A 25,006-nucleotide genomic window follows, 5' to 3' on the forward strand; every position below is an offset into this window, starting at 1 on the left:
ATGAACCGTTCGCCCCGTTACCGTCCTTGCCCGGCCCCCCGCCAAGAGCGCGGTGCCGTGCTGTATGTGGCACTGATCATGTTGCTGCTGCTCGCCCTGATCGGGGTGGCCGGCATGCAGGTGGCCGGCATGCAGGAAAAAATGGCCTCCAATTACCGCGCCGCGAACCGCTCCTTCCAGAACACCGAAGGCGCCGTGCGTAACGTGGAAGATGCCGTGGAGGCGATCACCGATCGTGAAGCGCCGCCCAGCAACAGCCTCGTCGCCGACGCCACCAGCATCACCCAGAACTGCGAAGACGGGTTCGATCCGGTCAAGTGGGGCAGGGACCTGGCCAAGGACAATGCCGCCGCGCCGGCGGTGCGCGTGCGCCAGATCGACCAGTGTGGCGGACCGGGCGCCAATTCAAACGACCAGGGCCTGCCGATCGACAACGCTACGGCCACTTTCCAGATCACCGCGTATGCGGCCGACGACACGACAAACCCGACGTCGCGCTCGGTCATCGACACTATTTTCAAGCTCTGAGGAACGCGGCCATGGCTTCGCGCAGATTCAAGTGGACGGCCGCCGGTTCGGCGGTGGCAGTAATCGGCCTGGCATTGGTGGGCTACAACCTGATTGCCGCGCAGGGGCAGGGCATCCTCGCCCAGAAGCCGCTGAACATTCCGGCAGACACCACGCCGGCCTTCATCATGGCCGTGGATGACTCCGGCTCGATGACGTTCCAGACTCAGTTCCCGGGCCAGGACGGCGAGGGCTGCTGGAACAACGCCCGGCAGAGCTTCTTCGACGCAAACGGTGCGCTGAACACCACGGGCAATACCTGCGACTACTTCTATCTGATGCCGGGGCCGCGCATCAACGGCAATTACTACGGGCTGCCGCCGTTCGATTCGCTGGGCTTCGCCCGCTCCGCGCAGTACAACCCGACGTACTTCAATCCGACGATCAAGTACGAGCCGTGGAAGGATGACAAGGATGCCTCGTTCAACGACTCCGTGCCGTCCGCGGCCCGCCTCGATCCCAAGCCGACCGGTGCCACCACGACGGTCAACCTGACCAGCAACTACTATGGCACCGAGACGTTCCGCCTCCTGAACAACATGACGTACCCGGCGGGCGCCTACATCAATGGCACGACGTACCGCAATGCGGGGACATGGAGCGGCGGCACGACGGACGCGCGCGTCCAATACTGGCCGGCAACCTTCTACATCAAGGTGGTCAACGGTACAAGCGATCCCTACCCGCAGCTCAACGGCGCCAACGCGTATGCGAATGCGACCCGCGTCCAGGTGAACAACGCGTGTGGCACCGGTTGCGCCATGTGGAAGTACACGCTTCCTGCCGATAATGGCGACGCGGGCTCGAAGAATTTCGCCAACTGGTTCACCTACTACGGCAACCGCAACCGCGCGATGATCGCCGGCATGACGCGCTCGCTGTCCAATGTGGCCAACCTGCGCGTGGGCTACTTCCGCATCAACCAGAATGGCAGCTACGACACGGCGGCCAAGCGCCTGCCCATGCGCAAACTGAGTGTCGACACCGAGCGCAAGGCGCTGTTCGACGAGATGCTGGCCCTGCCGGCCAGTGGTGGTACGCCTAACCGGCAGGCCGTCTATTCGGCGACGCAGCAGTTCACTCGCACCGATGATGCAGCCCCCGTACTGGAGGTCTGCCAGAAGAATGCGGTGATGCTGTTCACCGACGGTTTCAGCAATGGTGGCACCAAGACCGTCGGCAACAACGACCAGGGCATGGGTGCGCCGTTCACGGACGGCTACTCCGACACGATGGCCGACATCGTCTCGAAGTACTACAACAACATCAACGGCGCGGCCCCGCTCCGTCCTGATTTCACGGCAGGCCAGGTGCCGGTGCCGGCAGCCTGCAAGACCGGCACGCCGGATCCGCAGCTGGACTGCCAGGCCAATCTTCACCTGAATTTCTATGGCGTCACCCTGGGCGCGCGCGGCAATCTGTTCAACCCGGACAATCCGCAGAACGCCTATACCACCCCGGCGATCTACAACAACTGGCCGGCGTGGGAGAACGATGCGCGCAGCACCGTAGACGACATCTGGCACGCCGCCGTCAATACCCGTGGCGAGTACATCAATGCCCGCACGCCAGCGGAAATCACCGACGCCATGCGCCGCGTGCTGTCCGCGGTGACGGCCGGTTCCTCGCCCTCCGGCGGCACCGGCTTCAGTGGAGCGCGCATCGGCGCAGGCTCGCTGAGCGTCAGTCCGTACTACGAGTACACCAACGAAGGCACCGACTGGTTCGGCAAGCTGACGGCCACCAAGCTCTCGGTCGATCCGACCACGCGTGCCGTGGTGCAGACGCCGTTCTGGGAAGCCAGTGCGCAGTTGCCGGGCGCGTCCGCCCGCAAGATTTTCTTCACCAAGAATGGCAAGACCCAGGAGTTCACCTCTGGCAACGTGACGCTCGACGATCTGTGCCTGAAGCCGGGGCTGTACCCTGACATGTCGATCTGTGGCGCGACCAAGGAACTGACGGACCGCAACATCGATGTTGCGGCGGCCGTCAATTACCTGCGCGGCGACACCTCGCGTGAAGTACGCAATGGCGGCAATCTGCGCGACCGCACCACCCGGCTGGGTGACATCGTCACCTCCACGCCGTTCGTCAGTTCGCCAGGCGACGACTATGGTTATCGTCGCCTGGCGGACACGACGCTGAGCAAGGCGTACGCGGACTACCTGCTCTACAAGGCGGACAAGGCCAACTACATGGTCTACGTGGGCGCCAATGACGGCATGCTGCACGCGTTCAACGGTGGCATGAATGTCAAGGGCGAGACGGTCTCCGGTGGCGGCAGCGAAGCCTTCGCCTACATTCCCAATACCGCGCTTGGGCACATGGCCAACCTGCTGTACCGCGCTGAACCGGAGAAGAAGACCTCCCAGAAGTTCCAGCACCGGTACTACGTGGACGGGCAGATCGCCGTCGGCGATACCTGGTACGGTACGGGCTGGCATACCACCCTGGTGGGTGCCTCCGGTGCCGGTGGTCGCGGTGTATTCGCCCTGGACGTAACCGCTGGCTCCGCCTTCAACGCGAACCGGAAATTGTGGGAAATCAGCGACCTTGATTCCACTCTGACGGCCACGGTGCGGAACAACATCGGCTTCGTGCTGGCCAAGCCGGTGATCGTGCCGGTCAAGGTGGGCACTGATGTGTCGTGGAAGGCTATCTTCGGCAACGGCTTCAACAGCGCCAGCGGCAAGGCGGTGCTGTTCGTCGTCGATATCGCGGACGGCAAGACGACGATGATCGAAGCGGTCGAGACCGGCACGGGCGTTCCCTCGGGCAGCAACGGCCTGGGCAGCATCGTGGTGGTTGACCGCTGGGGCGGCACCGACCAGAACGTTCGCTCCCGCGATGGTATTTCGGACACCGTGTACGGTACCGACCAGAAGGGAGCGGTGTGGAAGTTCGACCTGCGCGACATGACGAAAAAGCCGAGCATGCCGTTGTTCACCAGCCTGCCTTCGGTCGACAAGGGGCTTACGGTACGCCAGCCGATCACCGGCGGCATCACCACCGGAACTGGCCCGAACGGCGGGCTGATGCTGTACTTCGGCACCGGCAGCTTCTCGTTCAATGACGATACCCGCGACAACTCGAAGCAGAGCATCTACGCGGTGAACGATACCAATGTCGGCGAGGTCACCAGTACGGTTACCCGCAGCAACCTGGTGGGACGGAGCGTGACGACGACGGGTGACGAGCGGACCCTGGTCGCCATTGGCGCTACCCCGTCCGGCGCCCGTGGGTGGTATGTCGACCTGCCGGTCAGCTCCCTCAAGGATGGCCTGAGTGAGCGCGTTGTCGGCAATCCTTCGCTGGCCAACGGTATCGTCAGCCTCTCCACATACGCGCCGCAGCCCTCGACCTCGGGTGGTTGCGCCGCCACGGGCATCAACTGGTTCTTCGGCCTCAACCCGCTGACAGGTGAGGGTGCGCTGGGCCGCGCCACCCTGAATTCACCGGGCGGTACCGGGTATGCGGTCGGAACCGCCGGGCTCCGCAACAAGGGCACGGGCAGTGCGCCCGTGCTCAACAACTCCCCGTTCGCGCTGCCGCGCGTGCCGGTGGCTTCGCTGGGCGGTGGCGGTGGCGGTGGTGGCGGCGGTGGCAGCAGTGGGCCCGCACCTTCGCCTCCGGGCGGGGCGGGCTGCTACATGGGCTACCCCAATGGTCCTGACATCGTCTACGTTCCCTATCCGTGTGGTCGCCAATCGTGGAGGCAGATCCTGTGAGCACGCTTTCTTTCCCGCAGGGGCGCCGTCCGCGCAAGGTCGCCGGCTTCACCCTGATCGAGCTGATGATCACCATCGCGGTGATCGCCGTGCTCGCCTCCATTGCCTATCCGTCCTACACGGCCCAGGTGCGCAAGTCCAAGCGCGCCGCGGCCAAGGCCGAACTGGTGGAGTACGCCCAGCGTGCCGAGCGTCAGCACACGCTCAACAACAGCTACACGAACTTCAAGTTCGTGGAAAACAGCGGCACCACCATCGCCTCGCCGCGTGATGGCAGCACGGCGATGTACCAGGTGACCTTTGCCTCGACCGCTGCCAACGCGTTCACGATCACGGCGGTTCCGCAGGGCGACCAGGGCAAGGACCCCTGCGGCACCCTCTCGGTGAACCAGGCGGGCGTGAAGAGCCCGGCCAACACCAGCGCGCTGGATTGCTGGTAAGCCGTTGCCGGATGTTGCAACGCCACGAATGAAGGTCTAGAATTCGCGTCCCCGCCCGAATAGCTCAGCCGGTTAGAGCACTTGACTGTTAATCAGGGGGTCGTTGGTTCGAGTCCAACTTCGGGCGCCAGTTTCTGCAGAAGCCGCGAGCAATCGCGGCTTTTGTCGTTTCTGTACCGCCGGTGCGGCCCGCTCTCAGTGCGGGCAGGCAAGGAGTCCGTGATGGCGGGTCGCGCGGGTGCGCCCGACGTTGTTCACCACGACCGCGCCATGCAGCCGCTCCCGCACACAGATGCGCACCGTCAACGGACTGCCGCCACTGCGCCCGTCGGCCTGGAAGCGCAGGCGGATGCGCTCCTGGCTTGAGCGCGCGCTGATGCTCGCGTCGCGGTAGCCCGGGCGGTACTGCAGGACATCCTCCGGCGCAGGCGACAGCGTGCCAGCCCCTTGGTCAAGGTGGATCAACCAGCCGCGGCTCCAGTCGCTGCCGCACTGGCGACCCTCCGCGCTGGGGCATACCGCTACCGGCTCGAACCGGGTGATCGCGGTGCTGCGCGCACTGTTGAACACTGACACCAGCTGCATGCGCAGCATGTCCGCGCGCAGGCGGCTGACCCCAGCGCCCAGCGACGGCAACGCAACGGCGCAGAGCGCGGCCACGATGGCCAGCACGCCGACCAGCTCGAGCAGGGTCCAGCCAGGTGTGCGGGAGGGGCGGGCAGGGCGGTGCATGGGTGCCTCCGGGCGGCAAAGCGCCACCGTGCCCTGCCGACCCGGACCACGGCATCGGCGGAATCCACTCGCAGCGGTAGGCCATACCCTCAGCCGGCCGTCACCCAACCCCCCGCTATAATGGAAGGCCCGGTCTATGGCGGCACCATGAGCGATCGCTTCGAACTTGTATCTCCGTACTCCCCGGCCGGTGACCAGCCGGCGGCGATCGAGAAGCTGACCGCCAACTTCGAGGCCGGCATCGCCAAGCAGACCCTGCTGGGCGTGACCGGCTCGGGCAAGACCTACACCATTGCCAACGTCATCCAGCGGGTGCAGAAGCCCACGCTGGTAATGGCGCCGAACAAGACCCTGGCCGCGCAGCTGTACGGCGAGTTCAAGGCGTTCTTCCCGCACAACGCGGTGGAGTACTTCGTCAGCTACTACGACTACTACCAGCCAGAAGCCTACGTGCCGTCGTCGGACACCTTCATCGAGAAGGACAGTTCGATCAACGAGCACATCGAGCAGATGCGGCTGGCCGCGACCAAGACCCTGCTGTCGCGCCCGGATGCGATCGTGGTGGCCACCGTCTCGGCGATCTACGGCCTGGGTGCGCCCGAGGACTACCTGTCGCTGCGGTTGATCCTGTCCACCGGCGAGCGCATCGACCAGCGCGACCTGATCAACCACCTCACCCAGCTGCAGTACACCCGCAACGAGTACGAACTGCACCGCGGCACGTTCCGCGTGCGCGGCGAGGTGATCGACATCTTCCCGGCCGAATCGGACAGCGAAGCGGTGCGCATCGAGCTGTTCGACGGCGAGGTGGAGCAGATCAGCATGTTCGATCCGCTCACCGGCGAGAGCCTGCGCCGCCTGCAGCGCTACACCGTGTACCCCAAGACCCACTACGCCACCACGCGCGAGCGGGTGCTGTCGGCGGTGGATACGATCAAGGCCGAGCTCAAGGTGCGGCTGGAGCAGCTGTACGAACAGAACAAGCTGGTGGAAGCGCAGCGGCTGGCGCAGCGCACCCAGTTCGACCTGGAAATGATGGCCGAGGTCGGCTTCTGCAACGGCATCGAAAACTATTCACGCCATCTCACCGGCAAGGCCGCCGGCGAGCCGCCGCCGACCCTGTTCGACTACCTGCCGCCGGATGCGCTGCTGGTCATCGACGAATCGCACGTGACCATTCCGCAGATCGGCGCGATGTACAAGGGCGACCGCTCGCGCAAGGAAACCCTGGTGGAATTCGGCTTCCGACTGCCGTCGGCGCTGGACAACCGCCCGCTGCGCTTCGAGGAATGGGAAGCGCGCTGCCCGCGCAGCATCTACGTGTCCGCCACCCCGGGGCCGTACGAGCTGCGCGAAGCGGCCGATGAGATCACCGAGCTGGTGGTGCGCCCGACCGGCCTGATCGACCCGGTGGTGGAGATCCGCCCGGTGGGCACGCAGGTCGATGACCTGATGAGCGAGGTCAACGAGCGCATCAAGCTGGGCGACCGCGTGCTGGTCACCACGCTGACCAAGCGCATGGCCGAGAACCTCACCGAGTACCTCACCGAACACGGCATCCGGGTGCGCTACCTGCACTCGGATATCGACACGGTCGAGCGCGTGGAGATCATCCGCGACCTGCGCCTGGGCAAGTTCGACGTGCTGGTCGGCATCAACCTGCTGCGCGAAGGCCTGGACATGCCCGAAGTGTCGCTGGTGGCGATCCTGGACGCGGACAAGGAAGGCTTCCTGCGTTCGACCGGGTCGCTGATCCAGACCATCGGCCGTGCCGCACGCAACCTGCGCGGCAAGGCGATCCTGTACGCGGACAAGATCACCCGTTCGATGCAGGCGGCGATCGACGAAACCGACCGCCGCCGTGCCAAGCAGGTGGAGTACAACGAAGCACATGGCATCGTGCCCAAGTCGGTGCTGCGCCCGATCGTGGACGTGCTGGAAGGCGCGCGCTCGGACGCGGCGGAGAAGGAAGCACGGGGCAAGGGCAAGGGGCGGGGTGGCCGGGTGGCCGAGGAGGCGGTGGACTACCGCACCCTGGAACCGGCCCAGATCGCCAAGCGCCTGCAGGCGCTGGAGCAGCAGATGTACCAGCACGCCCGCGATCTGGAGTTCGAAGATGCCGCACGCGTGCGCGACCAGATCCGCAAGCTGAAGGAGGCCAGCCTGGGCTGAACAACGCGTTGTGAAATACCTTCACAAAAGTGTTGCTCTTCACACCCGACGTCCGTAATATACGCGGCCTGCACCGACGCAATTGCAGCGGCGCAGCGAGACAAACGGGCGGTTAGCTCAGCGGTAGAGCACTACCTTGACATGGTAGGGGTCACAGGTTCGAACCCTGTACCGCCCACCACTCCAGTCCCAGCGACTGCGGTGGAACAACAGAAAAGCCGGCCATCAGGTCGGCTTTTTTGCGTTGTGGGCTCCGCATCAGTGGCGCTTCCCGACGACACGTTCCACACCCGCCTGATGGCGACCGCGTCGCCGCCGGCCAAGCATGCAGGTTCCCGCGCGTGGTGGCCTGCATGTCGTTTCTGTCGGACGTCCTCTCCCGTTTGTTTCCGGCTCCGTTGCCCCTGTTCGGCAAGGCGTGTTCGGCTGCACTGCTGGCCGGTGTTTGCGGTGTCGTGTTTTCGCCAGTGCTGTTGCCCCGGATGCCGGTGTGGTGCGCGCTGCTCGTCGGAGCGGGCGTCTGGTTGGGATGGCCGCGTGCACGGTGGTGCGGCGCTGCGCTGGCCGGGATCGGCTGGGTAACCCTGCACGCCCATGCCGGACTGGCCCTGCAGTTGCCCGCGGATGCCGCGCCTGCGGACCACGTGCTGCGCGGCCGGGTAGTGGACCTGCCACAGCATGGAGCGCGCAGCACCCGCTTCCGGCTCCGCGTGGATGACGATGCGGCGATGCCCGCGCACCTGCGTGGGCGCGAGCTGGCGCTCGCCTGGTATGACGTCACTGCGGCGAAAGCCCGTGCCCGCGTGCCTGGAACCGAACTGGCGCTGCGCTACTCGCTTCGCGCCGGTGCACGCTGGCAGCTCCCTGCGCGGCTTCGTCCACCGCGTGGATTGCGCAATCCCGCTGGCTTCGACGCCGAGCGGCATGCGCTGCTGCAGCGCTTGACCGGTACGGGGCACGTGCGCGCGCCGGCGATGGCCTTGGGCGAGCCGGCCGGGTTGCCGGCGTGGCGCGAGCGCATGGCCGATGCCATCGCGGGACACGTGCCTGGCACCGGTGCCCGTTTCATCCAGGCGCTGGCGCTGGGCGACACCCGGGGGCTGGGGCAGGGCGACTGGGATGACCTGCGCGCGCTGGGCCTGACCCATCTGGTGGCGATCTCCGGGTTTCACGTCGGGCTGGTCGCCGGGTTTGCGGCATGGCTCGCGGCGCTGGCGTGGCGCGCGCTTCCCGGGCTGGGGCGCTACTGGCCACGGCCGTTGGCAGCCGCACTGGCGGCCGTTGCCGGCGCCGCGCTGTATGCGGCGGTGGCGGGCTTCGCGTTGCCCACGGTGCGGACGGTGCTGATGATCGCGGTGGTCGCCGCTGCACGCTGCGTGCGGCGACCGACCACGGTCGGCCAGGCGTTGGCGCTGGCGGCGCTGGTGGTGCTGCTGGTCGATCCGCTGTCGGTACTGGCCCCCGGGTTCTGGCTGAGCTTCGCCGGCGTGCTGTGGCTGGTCTGGTGCCTGCCGGGCCGCGATGTCCATTGGCTGCGGACGTTCCTGGCCGCGCAGGGCGTGGCCACCCTGGCGCTGCTGCCGCTGACCGTGGCCCTGTTCGGGCAGGCCTCGCGGGCGGGGCCGCTGGTCAACCTGCTGGCCATTCCGTGGTGGAGCCTGGTGGTGGTGCCGTTGGCGCTGCTCGGCACCGGGCTTGAAGCCCTGTTCGATGGGGCGGGGCGTTGGCCCTGGCGTGGGGCGGCCGCCTGTTTCGACGCGAGCTGGTGGCTGTTCGGGGCACTGGCGCGCCAGCCGTGGGCGCTGTGGTGGGCGACCCAGGCGGGTGTTACGGCGGTGCCGCTGGCGGTGCTCGGGGTGTTCTGGCTGCTGCTGCCGCGCGCCGCCGGCATGCGCCTGCCGGCGCTGCTGCTGTGCCTGCCGCTGCTGTGGCCCGCGCGCGACCGGCCCGCGCCCGGCGAGGTCGAGCTGCTGGTGATGGACGTGGGGCAGGGCCTGGCCGTGTGGGTGCGCACCCGGCACCACCGGTTGCTGTACGACGCCGGTCCGGCCGCCGAGGGAGGATTCGATGCCGGCGAACGGATCGTCGTGCCGACCCTGCATGCGCTGGGCGAGGCCGGGCTGGACCGGGTGTTGCTCAGCCACGGCGACCGCGACCATGCCGGCGGCATGCCGGCCGTGCGGCGCGCCTTCCATGCCCCGCCACTGCAGGCGCCACCCGGTGCGGTGCCCGGTGCCGGGCTGCGCTGCAGCCGGGGCGAGCGCTGGCGTTGGGACGGGGTGGACTTCACTGTCCTGCACCCCCCGCCGGACATGGACTACGCCGGCAACGCCAGCAGCTGCGTGCTGCGCATCCAGTCCGCCCACGGCGTGGTGCTCCTTACCGGCGACATCGGCCAGCGCGAAGAGGCCGCGCTGGTCGCCACGGTGCCCGCCGCGCTTCGCGCCGACGCGGTGCTGGTGGCGCACCACGGCAGTGCCGGCTCATCCGGTGCGGAATGGGTGCAGGCGGTGTCGCCGCGCCTGGCCCTCGTCTCGGCGGGGCATGGCAACCGGTTCGGCCACCCGCGCCGGGACGTGGTGCAGCGCTGGCAGGGCGCCCCCGCCGAAGTGCTGAACACCGCCGAGAGCGGCGCGCTGCGCCTGTGGCTGGGCGGGGAGGGGCTGCAGGTGCGCGAACAGCGTCTTTTCGAACGCCGTTGGTGGGATGCCGCGGAGCGGGCGCGGTCGGCTGCTATCCTATCGGCGGTCATACAGGCGGCCAATGGGCCGGAGGGTTGAAACGTGTGGGAACTGGTCAAGGCCGGTGGCTGGCCGATGGTGCCGCTGCTGCTGTTGGGCGTACTGGCTTTGGCAATCGTCCTGGAGCGTTTCTGGACCTTGCGGCGTAACGAGGTCCTGCCCCCGGGGCTGGGCCAGGAAGTGCGCAACTGGGCCGCGCGCGGCAAGCTCGATCCGAATCACATCCAGTCGCTGCGCGCCAACTCGCCGCTTGGCGCGCTGCTGGCCGTGGCGCTGGAGGCGCGCAATCGTCCGCGCGACCAGATCCGCGAACGCATCGAAGATGCCGGCCGCCATCTGGTACACCGCATGGAGCGGTTCCTGAACGCGCTGGGCACGATCGCATCGGCCGGCCCGCTGCTGGGCCTGCTCGGTACCGTGGTGGGCATGATCCAGATGTTCCTGGGCATCCTCGACCACGGCGTAGGCGATGTGAACCAGCTGGCCGGCGGCATCGGCAAGGCGCTGGTGTGCACCGCCACCGGCATGATCGTGGCGATCCCGGCGTTGATGTTCCATCGCTACTTCAAGGGCCGCATCGGCGGTTACGTGATCGAGATGGAAATGGAGGCCTCGGCCCTGCTCGATGCACTGGACGGCCGCCCCGGCGTCATGAACGCGGCACCGCGCGCCGGCACCGCGCCGGCAGCCGGCGCCGCGCCCGTCACGGCCAAGGGCTGACGGATGCGCATCCGCAACGACCGGGTCCAGGACGAGGTGCACATCGATCTGGTGCCCCTGATCGACGTCATCCTCGTGCTGATCATCTTCTTCGTGGTCACCACCACCTTCGACGCGCGCTCGACGCTGCAACTGCAGCTGCCGACCGCCAGCCAGCAGGACACCACCGAGCCGCCGCGCTCGCTGAGCGTGTTGGTCAACGCCGAGGGGCGTTACTTCATCAACGACCAGGAAGTGCTGCGCACCGACGTGGAATCGGTCAAGCAGACCATTGCCGCCGTCGCCGGCACCGACCGTGAGCAGACCGTGCTGCTGCGCGCCGATGCCCGCACCCCGTACCAGGCCGTAGTGACCGCCCAGGATGCCCTGGGCCAGCTCGGTTTCCGCCGCATCGCCATCGCTACCGCGCCGGAGGTGCGTCCATGAGTAAACAACACGCGCCGGTCTGGCCGATCTACAAACGCCTGCTGGGCTACACCCGCGCCTACTGGGTGTTCATGGTGGCCGCCGTCATCGCGATGGTGGTCGAAGCCCTGGCCGGCTATCACTTCACCAAGCTGATGGAACCGCTGGTCAACCGCGGCTTCGTCAACCCCGAGCCGCGCATGGCGGTGATCCTGCCGCTGACCATCCTCGGGCTGTTCATGATGCGCAGCCTGGCCACCCTGGTCAGCGATTACGCGCTGGCCCGCACCGGCCGCAGCGTGGTGCGCGACCTGCGCGAGCAGGTGCTGTCCAAGTACCTGCACCTGCCGTCGTCGCACTTCGACAGCGAAGCCACGCCGGTGATGGTCAGCCGCCTGAACTACGACACCGAGCAGGTCACCCAGGCCAGCGCCGATGCGCTCAAGACCCTGGTCGCCGACACCCTGACCATCATCGCCATGCTGGTGGTGATGCTGCAGATGAGCGTCAAGGTGACTGTCGCGATGCTGGTGGTGGTGCCGCTGATCGGCGTGATCGTCTCGTTCGTGGGCAAGCGCTACCGTCGCATCAGCCGGGGCATCCAGGACGGCATGGGCAGCATGGCGCAGACCGCCGAGCAGTCGCTGGCCGCGCAGCAGGAAGTGAAGGTGCATGGCACCCAGGCGCACGAGATCTCGCGTTACTCGCGGCTGGCCAACCGCATGCTCGGCCTGAACATGAAGGTGGAAACCACCCGCGCGCTGGCCTCCAGCACCGTGCAGTTCCTGGCCGCCCTGGCGCTGGCCGTGATCGTGTGGGTGTCCACCCGCGAAGCGCTAGCCGGGCGCTTGAATGCGGGCCAGTTCATGGGCCTGATGACCTCGATGATGGCCATCATTCCGTCGCTGCGCCGCCTGACCAGCGTGCAGACCTCTATCTCGCGCGGCGTGGCCGCCGCCGAGCGCCTGTTCGGCATCCTCGACCTGCCGGTCGAGCGCGACGAAGGCAGCACCCGCGCCAAGCGCGTCCGTGGCGAGCTGTCGTTCCAGCACGTGATGCTGCGTTACCGCGAAGACACCGGCATCGCGCTGGACGACATCACCTTCGATGCCAAGCCGGGCACCGTGACCGCCATCGTCGGCCGCTCAGGCAGTGGCAAGACCAGCCTGATCCGGCTGGTGCCGCGTTTCTATGAGCCCAGCGGCGGGCGCATCCTGCTCGATGGCGTGCCGCTGGACGACTACCCGCTGGCCGACCTGCGCCGCCAGGTGGCGATGGTGGGGCAGAAGGTCATGCTGTTCGACGATACCGTGGGCGCCAACATCGCCTACGGCATGGATGCCAGCGAGGACCAGATCCGCGCGGCCGCCGAAGCGGCCAATGCGTGGGAGTTCATCGAACGCATGCCGCAGCAGCTGCAGACCCCGGTGGGCGAGAACGGTGCGCTGCTGTCCGGCGGCCAGCGCCAGCGCCTGGCGATCGCCCGCGCGATCCTGCGCGACGCGCCGGTGCTGATCCTCGACGAAGCCACCGCCGCGTTGGACAACGAATCGGAGCGGCTGGTGCAGGATGCCCTGCAGCGCCTGATGCCCGAGCGCACCACCCTGGTGATCGCGCACCGCCTGTCCACCATCGAACACGCCGACCAGGTGCTGGTGATGGACCACGGCCGCATCGTAGAGCGCGGCACCCACAGCGAACTGCTGGCACTGGGTGGGCTGTACGAGCACCTGCACAAGATGCAGTTCCGCGAAAGGCAGCCCTGATGGCGTCCAAGGGTTCCCAGACGCCATCGTACTGGTACGACGGCAGTGCGATTCCGTTCGCCGCACGCCTGCTGGCGCCGGTGTACGGCGCCGTGGTGGCGCTGCGCCGCGGGCTGTACCGGCGCGGTTGGCGCAAGCGTCATGCCCTGCCGGTGCCGGTGATCGTGGTCGGCAACGTGACTGCCGGCGGCACCGGCAAGACCCCGCTGACCATCGCCCTGGTGGACCGCCTGCGTGACGCGGGCTGGAAACCGGGCGTGGCCAGTCGCGGGTACGGGCGCGAAGAGGCCAAGGTGCCGCGCTGGGTCGAGGCAAGTACGCCGACCGCGCTGGGCGGCGACGAACCGGTGCTGATCGCCTGGAAAACCGGCGTGCCGGTGCGGGTCGATGCCGACCGCGTGGCGGCCGGCAAGGCGCTGGTCGAAGCCGGCTGCAACATCATCGTCTGCGACGACGGCCTGCAGCACTATCGGCTGGCACGCGACATCGAAATTGAAGTGGTCGACGCACAGCGCCGCTACGGCAACGGCCGCTTGATCCCGGCCGGGCCGCTGCGCGAGCCCGCCGAGCGCGCGCGCGACTGCGACTTCCGCGTGGTCAACCTGGGCCAGGCCAGCGCCGATCCGTCCGCGCTCGCCTCGTGCGGTTTCGGCGAATGGGCGATGCAGCTGCATATCGACAGTGCACTACCGCTCAGCGGCGGCCGCGCCCGCGCGCTGTCGCACTTCCGTGGCCAGCGCGTGCATGCCGTGGCCGGCATCGCGCACCCGCAGCGCTTCTTCGACATGCTGCGCGCGCATGGCATCGGCGTGGTCCCGCATGCCTTCGCCGACCACCATGCCTACCAGGCCGCGGACCTGCGCTTTGGCAGCGAGCTGCCGGTGCTGATGACCGAAAAGGATGCGGTGAAGTGCAAGGCGTTCGCCAACGAATGGCATTTCTCGGTGCCGCTGTCGGCCGATCTTCCCGCCGCGTTCTGGGTCAACTTGCTGGACCGCGTGGATAAACTTAGAGGTCCCGCATGAGCCAGCCCGTCGATTTCGTCGTCGCCATTCCCGCGCGTTACGCCGCTTCGCGGCTGCCCGGCAAACCGCTGCGGCTGCTCGGCGGCAGGCCGCTGGTGCTGCACGTGGCCGAACGCGCGCTGCTGGCCGGCGCGCGCGAGGTCTGGGTGGCCACCGATGACGTGCGCATTGCCGATGCCCTGCAGGGCCTGGACGGCGTGCAGGTGGCGATGACCGCCGCCAGCCACGCTTCCGGTACCGACCGGCTGGCCGAATGCGCCCGCCAGGCCGGCTGGTCCGACGACACCGTGGTGGTGAACCTGCAGGGCGACGAGCCCTTCGCCCCGGCCGAGGGCATCCGCGCGGTGGCCGAAGCGCTGGTCTACAGCGGGGCCGCCATGGCGACCCTGGCCACGCCGGTGGAGGATGCGCAGACCCTGTTCGACCCGAACGTGGTCAAGGTGGTGCGCCAGCAGAACCTGGACGCGCTGTACTTCAGCCGCGCTCCGATTCCCTGGCACCGCGACGCCTTCGCGCAGTCGCGCGAGCGCCTCTCCGGCTCCCACTGGCTGCGCCACATCGGCATCTATGCCTACCGCGCCGGCTTCCTGCAGCAGTTCGCCGCCTTGCCGCCGGGCACGCTGGAACAGCTGGAATCGCTGGAGCAGCTGCGGGTGCTGGAGGCGGGCCACCGGTTGAGCGTGGCGCTGTCGCCGGCCGCCTTCCCGCCGGGGATCGATACCCCCGAGGACCTGGCGCGTGCCGAAGGCTGGTTGGCCCGCCGCGAAATTGACGGTGGCACGACGGTTGCATGACGCCCAGTCCGGCATAATCACCGCATGAACGTACAACCCGTCCAGGACCTGCCCGAGTTCGCCACGTGGCTCAATGCCGCGCCGACCACCCTGACCGAACTGCGCGGTCGCCCGGTGGTGCTGGCCTTCGTCAACGCTGCCTCGGTCTGGTGCGCGCACCGGCTGGCCGAGCTCGGCCAATGGCAGTCGCGCAACCCTGGCAAGCTGCAGGTGCTGGTGCTGCAGGTGCCGCGCTTCGACTTCGAGCGCGAACCGGAGCAGGCGCTGAAGCTGCTGCGCCGCCATGGAGTAACCGTGCCGGCGCTGCTGGATGCGGACTGGGACGGCTGGCGCCGGTTCAATATCACGGCGTGGCCGACCCTGGTCCTGCTGGACGCGCAGGGGCGCGAGGTTGACCGCCTGGTCGGCTTCGGCGACGAGCTGGACCGCGCGCTCAACAGCCTGTGCCAAGGGACGTCGAGTCCGCTCGATGTCGATGCCTCGCGGCAGCGCGAGCTGCATCCCGAACCGCGCCTGCCGATGCTGTTCCCGACCGCGCTGGCGGTAAGCACCGAGCGGTTGTACATCGCCGACAGCGGCCACCACCGCATCCTCGAATGCAGCCACGCCGGGCGGGTGCTTCGCCAGTTCGGGCTGGGCACCGCCGACATGATGGACGGCGGCCCGGGCGAGGCCGCGTTCAACCGGCCGCAGGGCCTGGCGTTGGAGCGCGAGTGGCTGTACGTGGCCGACACCGGCAACCACGCGCTGCGCCGGATCCACCTGCTGACCGGCCAGGTCGACACGCTGTGCGGCAATGGCCGCCCGGGCGACCCGCGCGAAGGCGCGGTGGGCGATCCCCGGCAGACGCCGCTGAACCACCCGCAGGGGCTGGCCGTGGCCGACAACCAGGTGCACATCGCCATGGCCGGCGACAACCGCATCTGGAGCTACCACCTGGGCCAGCGCACGCTGTCCTGGCGCGCCGGCTCCGGCGCCATGGACGAGCGCGACGGCAGTGGCCATCTGGCCGCGTTCGCGCAGCCGGCCGCGCTGGCGGCGGTGCAGCAGGTGCTGTACGTGTGCGACGCGCTCGGCTCGTCGATCCGGTCGATGCAGCTGCGTGGCGACCTGGTACAGACGCTGGTGGGGCAGGGGATGTGGGCGTTCGGCGACCAGGATGGCCCGCGCACCACTGCCCAGCTGCAGTACCCCCAGGCGATCGCGATGAGCCCGGATGCGCCCGTGCTGTGGATCGCCGATGCTGGCAACGGGCGCCTGCGCACGCTGCGCCTGGGGGGCGGCGAATTGAATACCGTGGAGCTGCCGCGGCGGCTGCATGGGCCGGCCGGCCTGGCGCTGGGCGGCGGGGCGGTGTGGATCGCCGAGACCGATGCCCACGCCGTACTGCGTTTCGACCCCGTCAGCGGCGTACTGAGCGACGTGCCGATCAGCGAATGACCCCGAATACCGCTCCGGCCTTCGATGGAAAGGCATTCGCGGCCCACCTGAGTACCGCGCCTGGCGTGTACCGCATGTACGCCGCCGACGACACCCTGCTGTATGTCGGCAAGGCACGCGCGCTGCGCAACCGCGTTGGCAGCTACTTCAACGGCGCGCCGAAGACCACGCGGATCATGTCCATGCTCTCGCAGGTCGCGCGCATGGACGTGACCGTCACCCGTTCCGAGGCCGAAGCGCTGCTGCTGGAAAACCAGCTGATCAAGTCGCTGACGCCGCGTTACAACGTCTCGCTGCGCGACGACAAGACCTATCCGCACGTGCTGCTGACCCGCGAAGACTGGCCGCGCATCGCGCTGCACCGTGGGCCGCGCGCGGTGCCGGGCCGGTATTTCGGTCCGTACCCGGGGGTGACCGCGGTGCGCGAAACCCTCAACCTGATGCACAAGCTGTTCAAGCTGCGCAGCTGCGAGGACAGCGTGTTCCGCAACCGCTCGCGGCCCTGCCTGCAGTACCAGATCGGCCGCTGCAGCGCGCCCTGCGTGGACCTGGTGGCCGCCGACGATTACGCCGAATCGGTGCGGCGTGCCTCGATGTTCCTGGAAGGCAAGAGCGACCAGCTGGCGCGCGAACTGGGCACGCAGATGCAGGCGGCCAGCGAAGCGCTGGAATTCGAGCAGGCCGCGCGCCTGCGCGACCTGGTCACCGCGCTGCGCAGCATGCAGACCCGCCAGTACGTGGATGGGCGCGCCGCCGACCTGGACGTGCTGGCCTGCGCCACCCAGGGCGCCAGTGCCTGCGTGATGCTGCTGGCGTTCCGCGACGGCCGCAACATGGGCACGCGGCCATTCTTCCCGCGCACCAATGGCGAAGAAAGCGCGGACGAAGTGCTGGGTGCCTTCGTGTCGCAGTACTACGCCGAACATTCGCCGCCGCGCGAGATCCTGCTGGACCGCGAGATTCCCGATGCCAGCCTGATCGAATCGGCGCTCAGCGCCTCGGCCGAGGCCAAGGTGCAGTTGAAGTGGAACGTGCGCGGCGAACGGGCCGGGTATGTCGAGCTGGCCAGCCGCAATGCGCAGATCACGCTGGTCAGCGAACTCACCAGCCGCAGTGCCCAGCATGCGCGCAGCGAAGACCTGCGGCAGATGCTGGGCCTGGCCGAGCAGGTCAAGCGCGTGGAGTGCTTCGACATCAGCCACACCATGGGCGAAGCCACCGTGGCGTCGTGCGTGGTGTTCGACGCCAGCGGTCCGGTGCGCAGCCAGTACCGCCGCTTCAACATCAGCGGCATCGAGCCCGGCGATGACTACGCCGCCATGCGCCAGGCCATCGACCGCCGGTTCCGCCGCGCGGTGGAAGAAGAAGGCGTGCTGCCGGACCTGCTGCTGATCGACGGCGGCGCCGGCCAGTTGGCGCAGGCGCAGGCCGCGCTGGCCGACCTCGGGGTGGAAGGGGTGATGCTGGTGGGCGTCGCCAAGGGCGTGGAGCGTCGCGCCGGGCACGAGGCGCTGGTGATGCCCGATGGCCGCGAGCTGCGTCCGGGCGCGGCGTCCCCGGCGCTGCAGTTCATCCAGCAGGTCCGCGACGAAGCGCACCGGTTTGCGATCACCGGCCATCGCGGCCGCCGCCAGAAGGCGCGCATGACCAGCAAGCTGGAGGACATTCCCGGCATCGGGCCGCGCCGTCGCGCCAGCCTGCTGAAGCATTTTGGTGGACTGGTCGGCCTGAAAGCGGCCGGCGAAGCGGAAATCGCCAAGGTGGAGGGCATCAATGCTGCCCTCGCCGCACGCATCTACGCTAACCTACATGGACTGCCCACGCCTCCTGTGGCCGGCGAGTAGAGAGACGCAATGAAGTTGACCCTCCCCACCTGGCTGACGCTGCTGCGGATCGTGATGATCCCGGTGCTGGTGCTGGTGTTCTACCTTCCCTACACCTGGACCAATTTCGCCTCCGCCGCGATTTTTGGCATCGCCGCGCTGACCGACTGGCTGGATGGCTGGATCGCACGCCGCTACGACCTGGCCTCGGCGTTTGGTGCGTTCCTTGATCCGGTCGCGGACAAGCTGATGGTGGCCGTGGCGCTGTTCCTGATCGTGCAGGGCCACCCGACACCGTGGATGGCGTTCTGGGCCGCGGTGATCGTCGGTCGCGAAATCGCGGTATCGGCGCTGCGCGAATGGATGGCCGAAATCGGCCAGCGTGCGAAGGTGCGGGTGGCGTTGATCGGCAAGATCAAGACCACCGCGCAGATGGTCGCGCTGTTGTGCCTGTTGTATTCGGTGGCGCCGAATACGCCGGTGTCCGATATCTGGATGGGCGAACCGGTGTTCCATATCGGCGACTGGACCCTGGCCATCGCCGCGGTACTCACCCTGTTCTCCGGCCTGCAGTACCTGCATGCGGCGTGGCCGAGCCTGCGCGAAGACGAACGCGCCGCGCGGGAAACCGCGCGCCTGAAAAAGAAGGGCTGAGGGCTGTTGACAGCACCGCGTTTGGCTGTAGAATTTCGCCTCCCAAGCGGGAATAGCTCAGTTGGTAGAGCGCAACCTTGCCAAGGTTGAGGTCGCGAGTTCGAGTCTCGTTTCCCGCTCCAGATTCAAGAAAAAAGCGACCTTCGGGTCGCTTTTTTCGTTGGCGGCCACGCTTCATTCCCGCTTCACCGGCACTTCATGGCCGCCCCGCCTGCCGCCGCGATCCTGTGCGCCCGCATCCGCAGGATCGCACCGCAATGAACACCCCCAACGCCGCATACGACTGGGACCTGGTCGTGGTCGGCGCCAGTTTCGCCGGCACCGCCTGCGCACTGGCCGCTGCCGAATTCGGCCTGCGCGTGTGCGTGCTGGAACGCAAGGAAGATCCAGGCGCGCGCCTGCATACCACCGGCATCCTGGTCAAAGAGGTCCTTGAACAGACCTGGCTGCAGCGCATTCCGCCCGCACTGCTGCAACGCGTGGAACGCGTGCGCCTGTATGCGCCGAACCTGCGCAGCGTGCAGCTGGCCGCACCGGGCTACTACTTCATGACCACCGACACGCCGAACCTGATGCGCTGGCTGGCAGGCGAACTGCCTGCGCATGGTGTCGAGCTGCGGCTGCAGCAGTCCTTCACCGAGGCCGTGCGCGATGGCGAGGGCTGGCAGGTGGCGGGGGCAGGGCGCACGCGCTACCTGGTGGGCGCTGACGGCGCCCGTTCGCGCGTCGCCCAGCGCACCGGATTGGGTCGGGTGCACGACACCCTGTTCGGGGTCGAGCAGGAGTTTGCCGGCCTGCAGCTGCCAGAAGGTGGCGCGCTGCATTGCTTCGCCAGCCGTCGCTTCGCGCCCGGCTACATCGGCTGGGCAGCGCAGAACCCGACCGGCGTGCAGATCGGGCTGGCGCTGCGCCACGACCCCGCGCATGCGCGCCCGCCGGACCTGGCGGGTTTCCTGGCGCACGTCCGCAGCGTGATCGGGCTGCCCGACGCGGCCCGCCCCAGCGCGACCCGCGCCGGGCTGGTCCCCTGTGGGCGCGCACGCGGGCCGATCGCGGCGCCGGGCGTGATCCTCACTGGCGACGCGGCCGGTATCGTCTCGCCGCTGTCGGCCGGTGGCATCCATTCGGCCTGGCGGCATGGCTGGACGGTGGGCGATGCGGTGGCCCGCCACGTGCGCGGCAGGGGGCCTGCGGCCGAAAGCGTCGCCGTCCGCGCCGCGCCCACGTTCCGGCGCAAACGGGTGCTGCGCTGGGCCATGGACCACCTGCAGGCGGATTGGCCGCTGGATCTGCTGCTGCAGTCCCGCGTGCTGCGGCGGGTGGCCGAACAGGTCTATTTTCATCGTCGCGGCATGCGCATGCACGGCTGAATACCGCTGCATAAACCTGTTGACGACGTGAAGGAATCCCGACACAATAGCGCTCCTTCGACGCAGGTGCCGGTCGCAGGACGCAGCAACACTGCGGGAATAGCTCAGTTGGTAGAGCGCAACCTTGCCAAGGTTGAGGTCGCGAGTTCGAGTCTCGTTTCCCGCTCCAGATTTCGACAGGGCCCCCCAGGGGCCTTGTTTTTCTCCGCGGTGGCACGCGGCGATGAAGTGTAAAAAGGCTGGTGTGTTACCCGCGGTTCCGGTAACATATGCGCCTGATTTTGCGGGAATAGCTCAGTTGGTAGAGCGCAACCTTGCCAAGGTTGAGGTCGCGAGTTCGAGTCTCGTTTCCCGCTCCAAATCCTGACCAGGCCCCGTTCTCGGGGTCTTGTTTTATAAGGTCACCGGCCTGGTGGCAGAGTGGTCATGCAGCGGACTGCAAATCCGCGTACGCCGGTTCAATTCCGACCCAGGCCTCCAGTAGTTCGACAAACCCCGCTTCGGCGGGGTTTTTCGTTTCCGCCCTTCACTTCGCCCGGACGAGCGCGCACCTACTGTGCAGTACCGTTTCGTGTCGAGGATGTTCGATGGATATCGCCCTGTGGTTTGCAGCCGTCGGCGCGCCCGGTTCGTTCTGGGATTCGCCCAGCAACGTCAGTGGCGTGGTCGTGCTGGGGTTTGGGCTGGCCGCCATCGTGCTTTCGTTCGGCCTGGCCAAGGTGTTCAAGCGCTTCAACGGCGTGGCCTGGATGGTACTGGGCGCCGGTGTGGCCATCAGCGCCTATGGCATCTGGCGGATGGGGGGCTGACCCCCCGACCGGCCCCCACCGGCTGACATCAAGCTGTCAACGGCCGCGCGGCATCCTGCCTGCGTGGGCAGGGGCGTGCCTGAACCATTCATGCCATGTTTGATCGCCTGTTCACCATTGGTTGACTTGGCGCGAAGGGCATGAAAGGGTGGAGTGAAACGTGGGTGAAGTCCCGCCGCCTCCCAGCGGCGGGGCGGCAGGCGCAAGCCTGACAGGGGGAATTGCTCGTCTTCGATGCAGGGCAGGTCCAAGGGAGGTCGTATGCGATACGGCGCGAATGACTTGGCTGACGGCGTCCGCACCGAGCTGGAGGCCAGCTACAGCAAGCATGGGTGTGGGCCGGAGTTCTGGACCACCTACCAGCAGGTGCTTGAACGCCTGGTGCCGCAGGGCCGCGGCCGCACCCAGGTGACCAACGAACTGGCCCTGATCATTGAACAGCTGGGGATTGTCCGGCGCGCGCAGATGGTGCCGCCGCCCGACAACCGCACGCGCTGACGCCCACCGCCCGGGGACGGCGGTTACAGGTAATGCAGACCGATACCGAGCAGTGCGGCCAGGCTCAGCAGCGCCGCCAGCGCGCGTGGGCGCAGCCAGCGCCGGGGTCGGCCCTGCACGGCGTTCTCGCTGGCGACCTGGATCAATCCGATGGGGAACTGCCACGCACGCATCTGCGCATCGCAGGCATCCACGCACGCGCCACAGGCGATGCAGTCCGGCTGCGGCCCGGCGCGCACGTCCAGCTGCATGGGGCACTCGCGTACGCAGGCAGCGCAGTCCAGGCAATCGCCAAGGCGATCGTCGGCGAAGCGCGGCGGCGGGCCGGCCAGGGCCGGATGCGCCGCACGGAAGGCGTAGTCGCTGGCACTGGTCGGATCGAGCAGGCCACGCCCGCGTTGCAGCACCGAGCCTTGGCCGCGTTCGCGCGGCCCGCGCGGTTCGGCACGGCGGGCGTCGTAGCAGACCTGCGGGGTGTCGGCATCGCACAACACCGGGGCCACCCGCGCATACGGGCACAGGTCGATGCAGACCTGTTCGCGCAGGAAACCGGCGTTGGCCCACGCGGCCGTGGCGTAGAACAGCACCCAGAACGTTTCCCAGCCGCTCCAGCGGGCCGGCCAGAAGCCGGTCACCAGCGGCTGGATCGGGCTGAACAGGCCGACGAAGGTGATGCCGGTCCATAGCGCGATCGCGGCCCAGGCCACGTGTTTGACCAGGCGGGCCAGGGCCGGCGGGCGCAGCCGTCGCGCGGTGCTGCGTTCAATCCAGCGGAACAGGGCGCTCCACAATGTCTGCGGGCAGGCATGCCCGCACCAGACCCGCCCGGCCAGCGTGGTGAGCAGCACCAGCGTGCAGGCCAGCACGGCGACCAGCCCGAACAGCACGCCCACGTCCTGCGGCCACAGGGTCAGCCCGAACAGGTCGAAGCGGCGCGCCGGCAGGTCGAACAGCAGCGCCTGGCGCCCGTTCCAGCGCAGCCAGGGCAGGGCGAAGAACAGCCCGAGCAACGACGCGGACACCACGGTGCGCCAGCGCAGGGCAGGGGGCGCAACCGGCGTCATCCCAGCGGCAGCTCGTCGTCATCGCCCGGCCGCGGCCGCAGCAGGTAGCCGGTGACCGCGCAGGCGGCAGCCGTGACCGACCAGAACATGAAGAAACCCAGCGTGTAGCCCAGTTCGCGGCTGAGCGCCTGGTCCGGAAAGGTGATGTCACGCAGGCGCAACGGGTCCACGAACGCGAAGAACACCGCGCAGGCCAGCCCGGCGGCAACAAAGCTCGGCCACAGGACTGCGCCCCACTGCTGGATGAGCAGGCGGCGGCGGCTGCCAGGCGGGGCGTTCGGCGTGTCCATGGCCTGCACGGTAAGCCCTGCGACAGCACGCCACATTGATCCTGATCAAAGCGGCGTAGCATCATGGCCGCATGTCCCCACCCGTCGCCGCCCCGATGCTGCCTGCCGCCTCCCTGGCGCTGTGCAGCGAGCAGGAAGTCACCCGCCTGGTGCACGACTTCTACGCCCGCGTGCGCCTGGACGACCCGCTGGGCCCGGTGTTCGAGGCGCGCATCCACGACTGGGACGCGCATCTGGCCCAGCTGGTGGATTTCTGGTCGGCCATGCTGCGTGGCACCCGCCGCTTCAACGGCAATCCGATGTCCAAGCACATGGCCATGCCGGAGCTGGAGCGGGCGCTGTTCGACCGCTGGCTGCTGCTGTTCCGCCAGACCACCGCCGAACTGGGCAACCCGCCCATGCAGCAGCTGGCCGACGACGTGGCCACGCGCATCGCCGACACCTTCTGGCGGCGCATCCAGATGCAGCGCTGGCCTGAACTGCCGATCGCCGGGAAACCGCGCCCGGATTGATCTGGCTCAATGCAGGGCCGCACGCCGGCGCGCACGCTGGCGCCATGGATACTCTTTCGCCTGCCGCCGCCGGGCTTGCCTGGCATTTCGATCCGGACCTGCTGCGCCGCCACGACCGGCCCGGCCCGCGCTATACCTCCTATCCCACGGCGCCGCATTTCCACGACGGCTTCGGCGAGCACGGCCTGCGCGCCGCGATCGCGGCCAGCAACGTGGAGGCGCTGCCGCTGTCGTTGTACGTGCATGTGCCGTACTGCAGCAGCCCGTGCTTCTACTGCGGCTGCAACCGGGTGATCACCCGCGACCATGGCAAGGGCGTGGCGTATGTCGCGCGCGTGCTCAGCGAAGCCGACCTGATCGCGCCGCTGTTCGATGCCGCGCGCGAGGTGGTGCAGCTGCACCTTGGCGGTGGCACCCCGAACTTCCTGGCCGCCGCCCAGATGCGCGAGCTGATCGACGGCCTGCGCCAGCGCTTTTCGTTCAGCACCTCGGCCAGCCGCGATTTCTCGATCGAGCTGGATCCGCGCTTTGTCACCCGCGACGACATCGCCGTGCTGGGCGCGCTGGGCTTCAACCGGGCAAGCCTGGGCATCCAGGATTTCGACCCGGTGGTGCAGCGTGCGATCAACCGCGAGCAGGGCGTGGAGGCCACGCTGGAGGTACTGCGTGCCTGCCGCGAGCATGGCCTGCGCTCGGTCAACGTGGACCTGATCTACGGCCTGCCGCACCAGACCCTGGAAGGCTTCGCGCGCACCCTGGAAACGGTGCTGCGCGAACGCCCCGACCGGTTGGCGATCTATGGCTATGCGCACCTGCCGAACCTGTTCAAGGCGCAGCGGCAGATCCCCGATGCCGCGCTGCCCAGCCCGGAACAGAAGCTGGCCCTGCTGGGCCTGGCGGTGCGTCGGCTGTCGCTGGCCGGATACCAGTACATCGGCATGGACCACTTCGCGCTGCCGGATGAAAACCTCTCCCGCGCCCAGCGCGCCGGCCAGCTGCACCGCAACTTCATGGGCTACACCACCCACGCGCAGACCGACCTGGTCGGGCTGGGCGCCAGCGCGATCAGCCGCATCGGCAACAGCTACAGCCAGAACCCGCGCGAGTTGCCGGGCTGGGAAACGGCGGTGGATGCCGGGCGCCTGCCGGTGTGGCGGGGGCTCACCCTGGATGCGGACGATACGCTGCGCGCCGCGCTGATCAACCAGCTGATGTGCCAGGGCGAAGTGGATGGTCGCGCGCTGGCCGCACGCTACGGTGTCGATTTCGACCAGTACTTCGCCGATGCGCTCACCGCGCTGACGGCGCTGGAGGCCGATGGCCTGGCCGAGTACCGCGACGGCGTGGTGCGTGCCACCGCGCGTGGGCGTCCGCTGCTGCGCCTGCTGGCGATGTGCTTTGACCGTTACCTGGCCAAGCCCGAACAGCCGGTGCGCTATTCGCGGGCGATCTGAGG

At 68.0% G+C, this 25,006-nt stretch carries 21 protein-coding genes and 6 tRNA genes; 24 read left to right on the forward strand and 3 right to left on the reverse strand.

The window, feature by feature from the left end; all coding sequences use genetic code 11:
• From NMB40_RS05370 to NMB40_RS05385, 4 genes are all read left to right on the forward strand, one after another.
• The gene (locus tag NMB40_RS05370; protein WP_494360389.1) at window positions 1-528 is read left to right on the forward strand and encodes a pilus assembly PilX family protein; all 528 of its coding nucleotides are present in this window, start codon (window positions 1-3) and stop codon (window positions 526-528) included.
• 11 nt (window positions 529-539) lie between these two features.
• Complete coding sequence (locus tag NMB40_RS05375) at window positions 540-4,295, forward strand: pilus assembly protein (RefSeq protein WP_494361043.1); 3,756 nt, start codon at window positions 540-542, stop codon at window positions 4,293-4,295.
• Window positions 4,292-4,735: a type IV pilin protein gene (locus tag NMB40_RS05380; RefSeq protein WP_494360390.1), complete on the forward strand. Its 444-nt coding sequence runs from the start codon at window positions 4,292-4,294 to the stop codon at window positions 4,733-4,735. Before NMB40_RS05375 ends, NMB40_RS05380 begins: the two co-directional genes overlap by 4 nt.
• 53 nt (window positions 4,736-4,788) lie before the next feature.
• Window positions 4,789-4,865, forward strand: a tRNA-Asn gene (locus NMB40_RS05385).
• 65 nt (window positions 4,866-4,930) lie between these two features.
• Here NMB40_RS05385 and NMB40_RS05390 read toward each other — a convergent pair.
• A complete protein-coding gene (locus tag NMB40_RS05390) occupies window positions 4,931-5,467 on the reverse strand; it encodes a GspH/FimT family pseudopilin (protein WP_494360391.1) in 537 nt (178 codons plus the stop codon).
• A gap of 147 nt (window positions 5,468-5,614) precedes the next feature.
• Here NMB40_RS05390 and uvrB point away from each other — a divergent pair, with 147 nt between their 5' ends.
• The 18 genes from uvrB to NMB40_RS05480 all read left to right on the forward strand — a co-directional run bounded on the left by uvrB (window position 5,615) and on the right by NMB40_RS05480 (window position 21,684).
• A complete protein-coding gene (uvrB, locus tag NMB40_RS05395) occupies window positions 5,615-7,639 on the forward strand; it encodes an excinuclease ABC subunit UvrB (protein ID WP_282245040.1) in 2,025 nt (674 codons plus the stop codon).
• Window positions 7,640-7,745: 106 nt separating this feature from the next.
• Window positions 7,746-7,820, forward strand: a tRNA-Val gene (locus NMB40_RS05400).
• Between the two features lie 172 nt (window positions 7,821-7,992).
• On the forward strand, window positions 7,993-10,419 hold the full coding sequence (locus NMB40_RS05405; RefSeq protein ID WP_494360392.1) for a DNA internalization-related competence protein ComEC/Rec2: 2,427 nt from the start codon (window positions 7,993-7,995) through the stop codon (window positions 10,417-10,419).
• A 3-nt stretch (window positions 10,420-10,422) separates the two neighbouring features.
• The gene (locus tag NMB40_RS05410) at window positions 10,423-11,100 is read left to right on the forward strand and encodes a MotA/TolQ/ExbB proton channel family protein (RefSeq protein ID WP_095364023.1); all 678 of its coding nucleotides are present in this window, start codon (window positions 10,423-10,425) and stop codon (window positions 11,098-11,100) included.
• Window positions 11,101-11,103: 3 nt separating this feature from the next.
• Window positions 11,104-11,526, forward strand: a complete 423-nt coding sequence (locus NMB40_RS05415) for an ExbD/TolR family protein (RefSeq protein WP_068850743.1) — start codon at window positions 11,104-11,106, stop codon at window positions 11,524-11,526.
• Window positions 11,523-13,271, forward strand: a complete 1,749-nt coding sequence (gene msbA / locus NMB40_RS05420; RefSeq protein ID WP_282245032.1) for a lipid A export permease/ATP-binding protein MsbA — start codon at window positions 11,523-11,525, stop codon at window positions 13,269-13,271. The genes NMB40_RS05415 and msbA overlap by 4 nt, the downstream gene beginning before the upstream one ends.
• Window positions 13,271-14,296, forward strand: a complete 1,026-nt coding sequence (lpxK, locus tag NMB40_RS05425; protein WP_494360393.1) for a tetraacyldisaccharide 4'-kinase — start codon at window positions 13,271-13,273, stop codon at window positions 14,294-14,296. Before msbA ends, lpxK begins: the two co-directional genes overlap by 1 nt.
• A complete protein-coding gene (gene kdsB / locus NMB40_RS05430; protein ID WP_494360394.1) occupies window positions 14,293-15,090 on the forward strand; it encodes a 3-deoxy-manno-octulosonate cytidylyltransferase in 798 nt (265 codons plus the stop codon). Before lpxK ends, kdsB begins: the two co-directional genes overlap by 4 nt.
• 24 nt (window positions 15,091-15,114) lie before the next feature.
• On the forward strand, window positions 15,115-16,530 hold the full coding sequence (locus NMB40_RS05435) for a hypothetical protein (RefSeq protein ID WP_494360395.1): 1,416 nt from the start codon (window positions 15,115-15,117) through the stop codon (window positions 16,528-16,530).
• The gene (gene uvrC, locus NMB40_RS05440) at window positions 16,527-18,374 is read left to right on the forward strand and encodes an excinuclease ABC subunit UvrC (protein ID WP_494360396.1); all 1,848 of its coding nucleotides are present in this window, start codon (window positions 16,527-16,529) and stop codon (window positions 18,372-18,374) included. Before NMB40_RS05435 ends, uvrC begins: the two co-directional genes overlap by 4 nt.
• Window positions 18,375-18,383: 9 nt before the next feature.
• Window positions 18,384-19,007: a CDP-diacylglycerol--glycerol-3-phosphate 3-phosphatidyltransferase gene (pgsA, locus tag NMB40_RS05445; RefSeq protein WP_282245022.1), complete on the forward strand. Its 624-nt coding sequence runs from the start codon at window positions 18,384-18,386 to the stop codon at window positions 19,005-19,007.
• Window positions 19,008-19,053: 46 nt separating this feature from the next.
• A tRNA-Gly gene (locus tag NMB40_RS05450) sits at window positions 19,054-19,129 on the forward strand.
• A 135-nt stretch (window positions 19,130-19,264) separates the two neighbouring features.
• The gene (locus NMB40_RS05455; RefSeq protein ID WP_494360397.1) at window positions 19,265-20,377 is read left to right on the forward strand and encodes an NAD(P)/FAD-dependent oxidoreductase; all 1,113 of its coding nucleotides are present in this window, start codon (window positions 19,265-19,267) and stop codon (window positions 20,375-20,377) included.
• A 93-nt stretch (window positions 20,378-20,470) separates the two neighbouring features.
• Window positions 20,471-20,546: transfer RNA gene (locus tag NMB40_RS05460), tRNA-Gly, on the forward strand.
• A 114-nt stretch (window positions 20,547-20,660) separates the two neighbouring features.
• Window positions 20,661-20,736: transfer RNA gene (locus NMB40_RS05465), tRNA-Gly, on the forward strand.
• Window positions 20,737-20,783: 47 nt separating this feature from the next.
• A tRNA-Cys gene (locus NMB40_RS05470) sits at window positions 20,784-20,857 on the forward strand.
• A 107-nt stretch (window positions 20,858-20,964) separates the two neighbouring features.
• A complete protein-coding gene (locus tag NMB40_RS05475; protein WP_068850768.1) occupies window positions 20,965-21,186 on the forward strand; it encodes a hypothetical protein in 222 nt (73 codons plus the stop codon).
• A gap of 261 nt (window positions 21,187-21,447) precedes the next feature.
• The gene (locus tag NMB40_RS05480) at window positions 21,448-21,684 is read left to right on the forward strand and encodes a hypothetical protein (RefSeq protein WP_068850770.1); all 237 of its coding nucleotides are present in this window, start codon (window positions 21,448-21,450) and stop codon (window positions 21,682-21,684) included.
• A 23-nt stretch (window positions 21,685-21,707) separates the two neighbouring features.
• On the opposite strand, the gene NMB40_RS05485 is transcribed toward NMB40_RS05480, so the two are convergent.
• The gene (locus tag NMB40_RS05485; RefSeq protein ID WP_494360398.1) at window positions 21,708-22,748 is read right to left on the reverse strand and encodes a 4Fe-4S dicluster domain-containing protein; all 1,041 of its coding nucleotides are present in this window, start codon (window positions 22,746-22,748) and stop codon (window positions 21,708-21,710) included.
• Window positions 22,745-23,038: a hypothetical protein gene (locus tag NMB40_RS05490; protein WP_494361044.1), complete on the reverse strand. Its 294-nt coding sequence runs from the start codon at window positions 23,036-23,038 to the stop codon at window positions 22,745-22,747. Before NMB40_RS05490 ends, NMB40_RS05485 begins: the two co-directional genes overlap by 4 nt.
• Before the next feature lie 71 nt (window positions 23,039-23,109).
• Between NMB40_RS05490 and NMB40_RS05495 the strand changes: the two genes are divergently transcribed.
• Window positions 23,110-23,550: a group III truncated hemoglobin gene (locus NMB40_RS05495; RefSeq protein ID WP_494360399.1), complete on the forward strand. Its 441-nt coding sequence runs from the start codon at window positions 23,110-23,112 to the stop codon at window positions 23,548-23,550.
• 44 nt (window positions 23,551-23,594) lie between these two features.
• Window positions 23,595-25,004, forward strand: a complete 1,410-nt coding sequence (gene hemN / locus NMB40_RS05500; RefSeq protein WP_494360400.1) for an oxygen-independent coproporphyrinogen III oxidase — start codon at window positions 23,595-23,597, stop codon at window positions 25,002-25,004.
• The last annotated feature ends 2 nt before the right edge of the window (window positions 25,005-25,006 follow it).

This window comes from Stenotrophomonas sp. FBCC-B152, assembly GCF_059134105.1.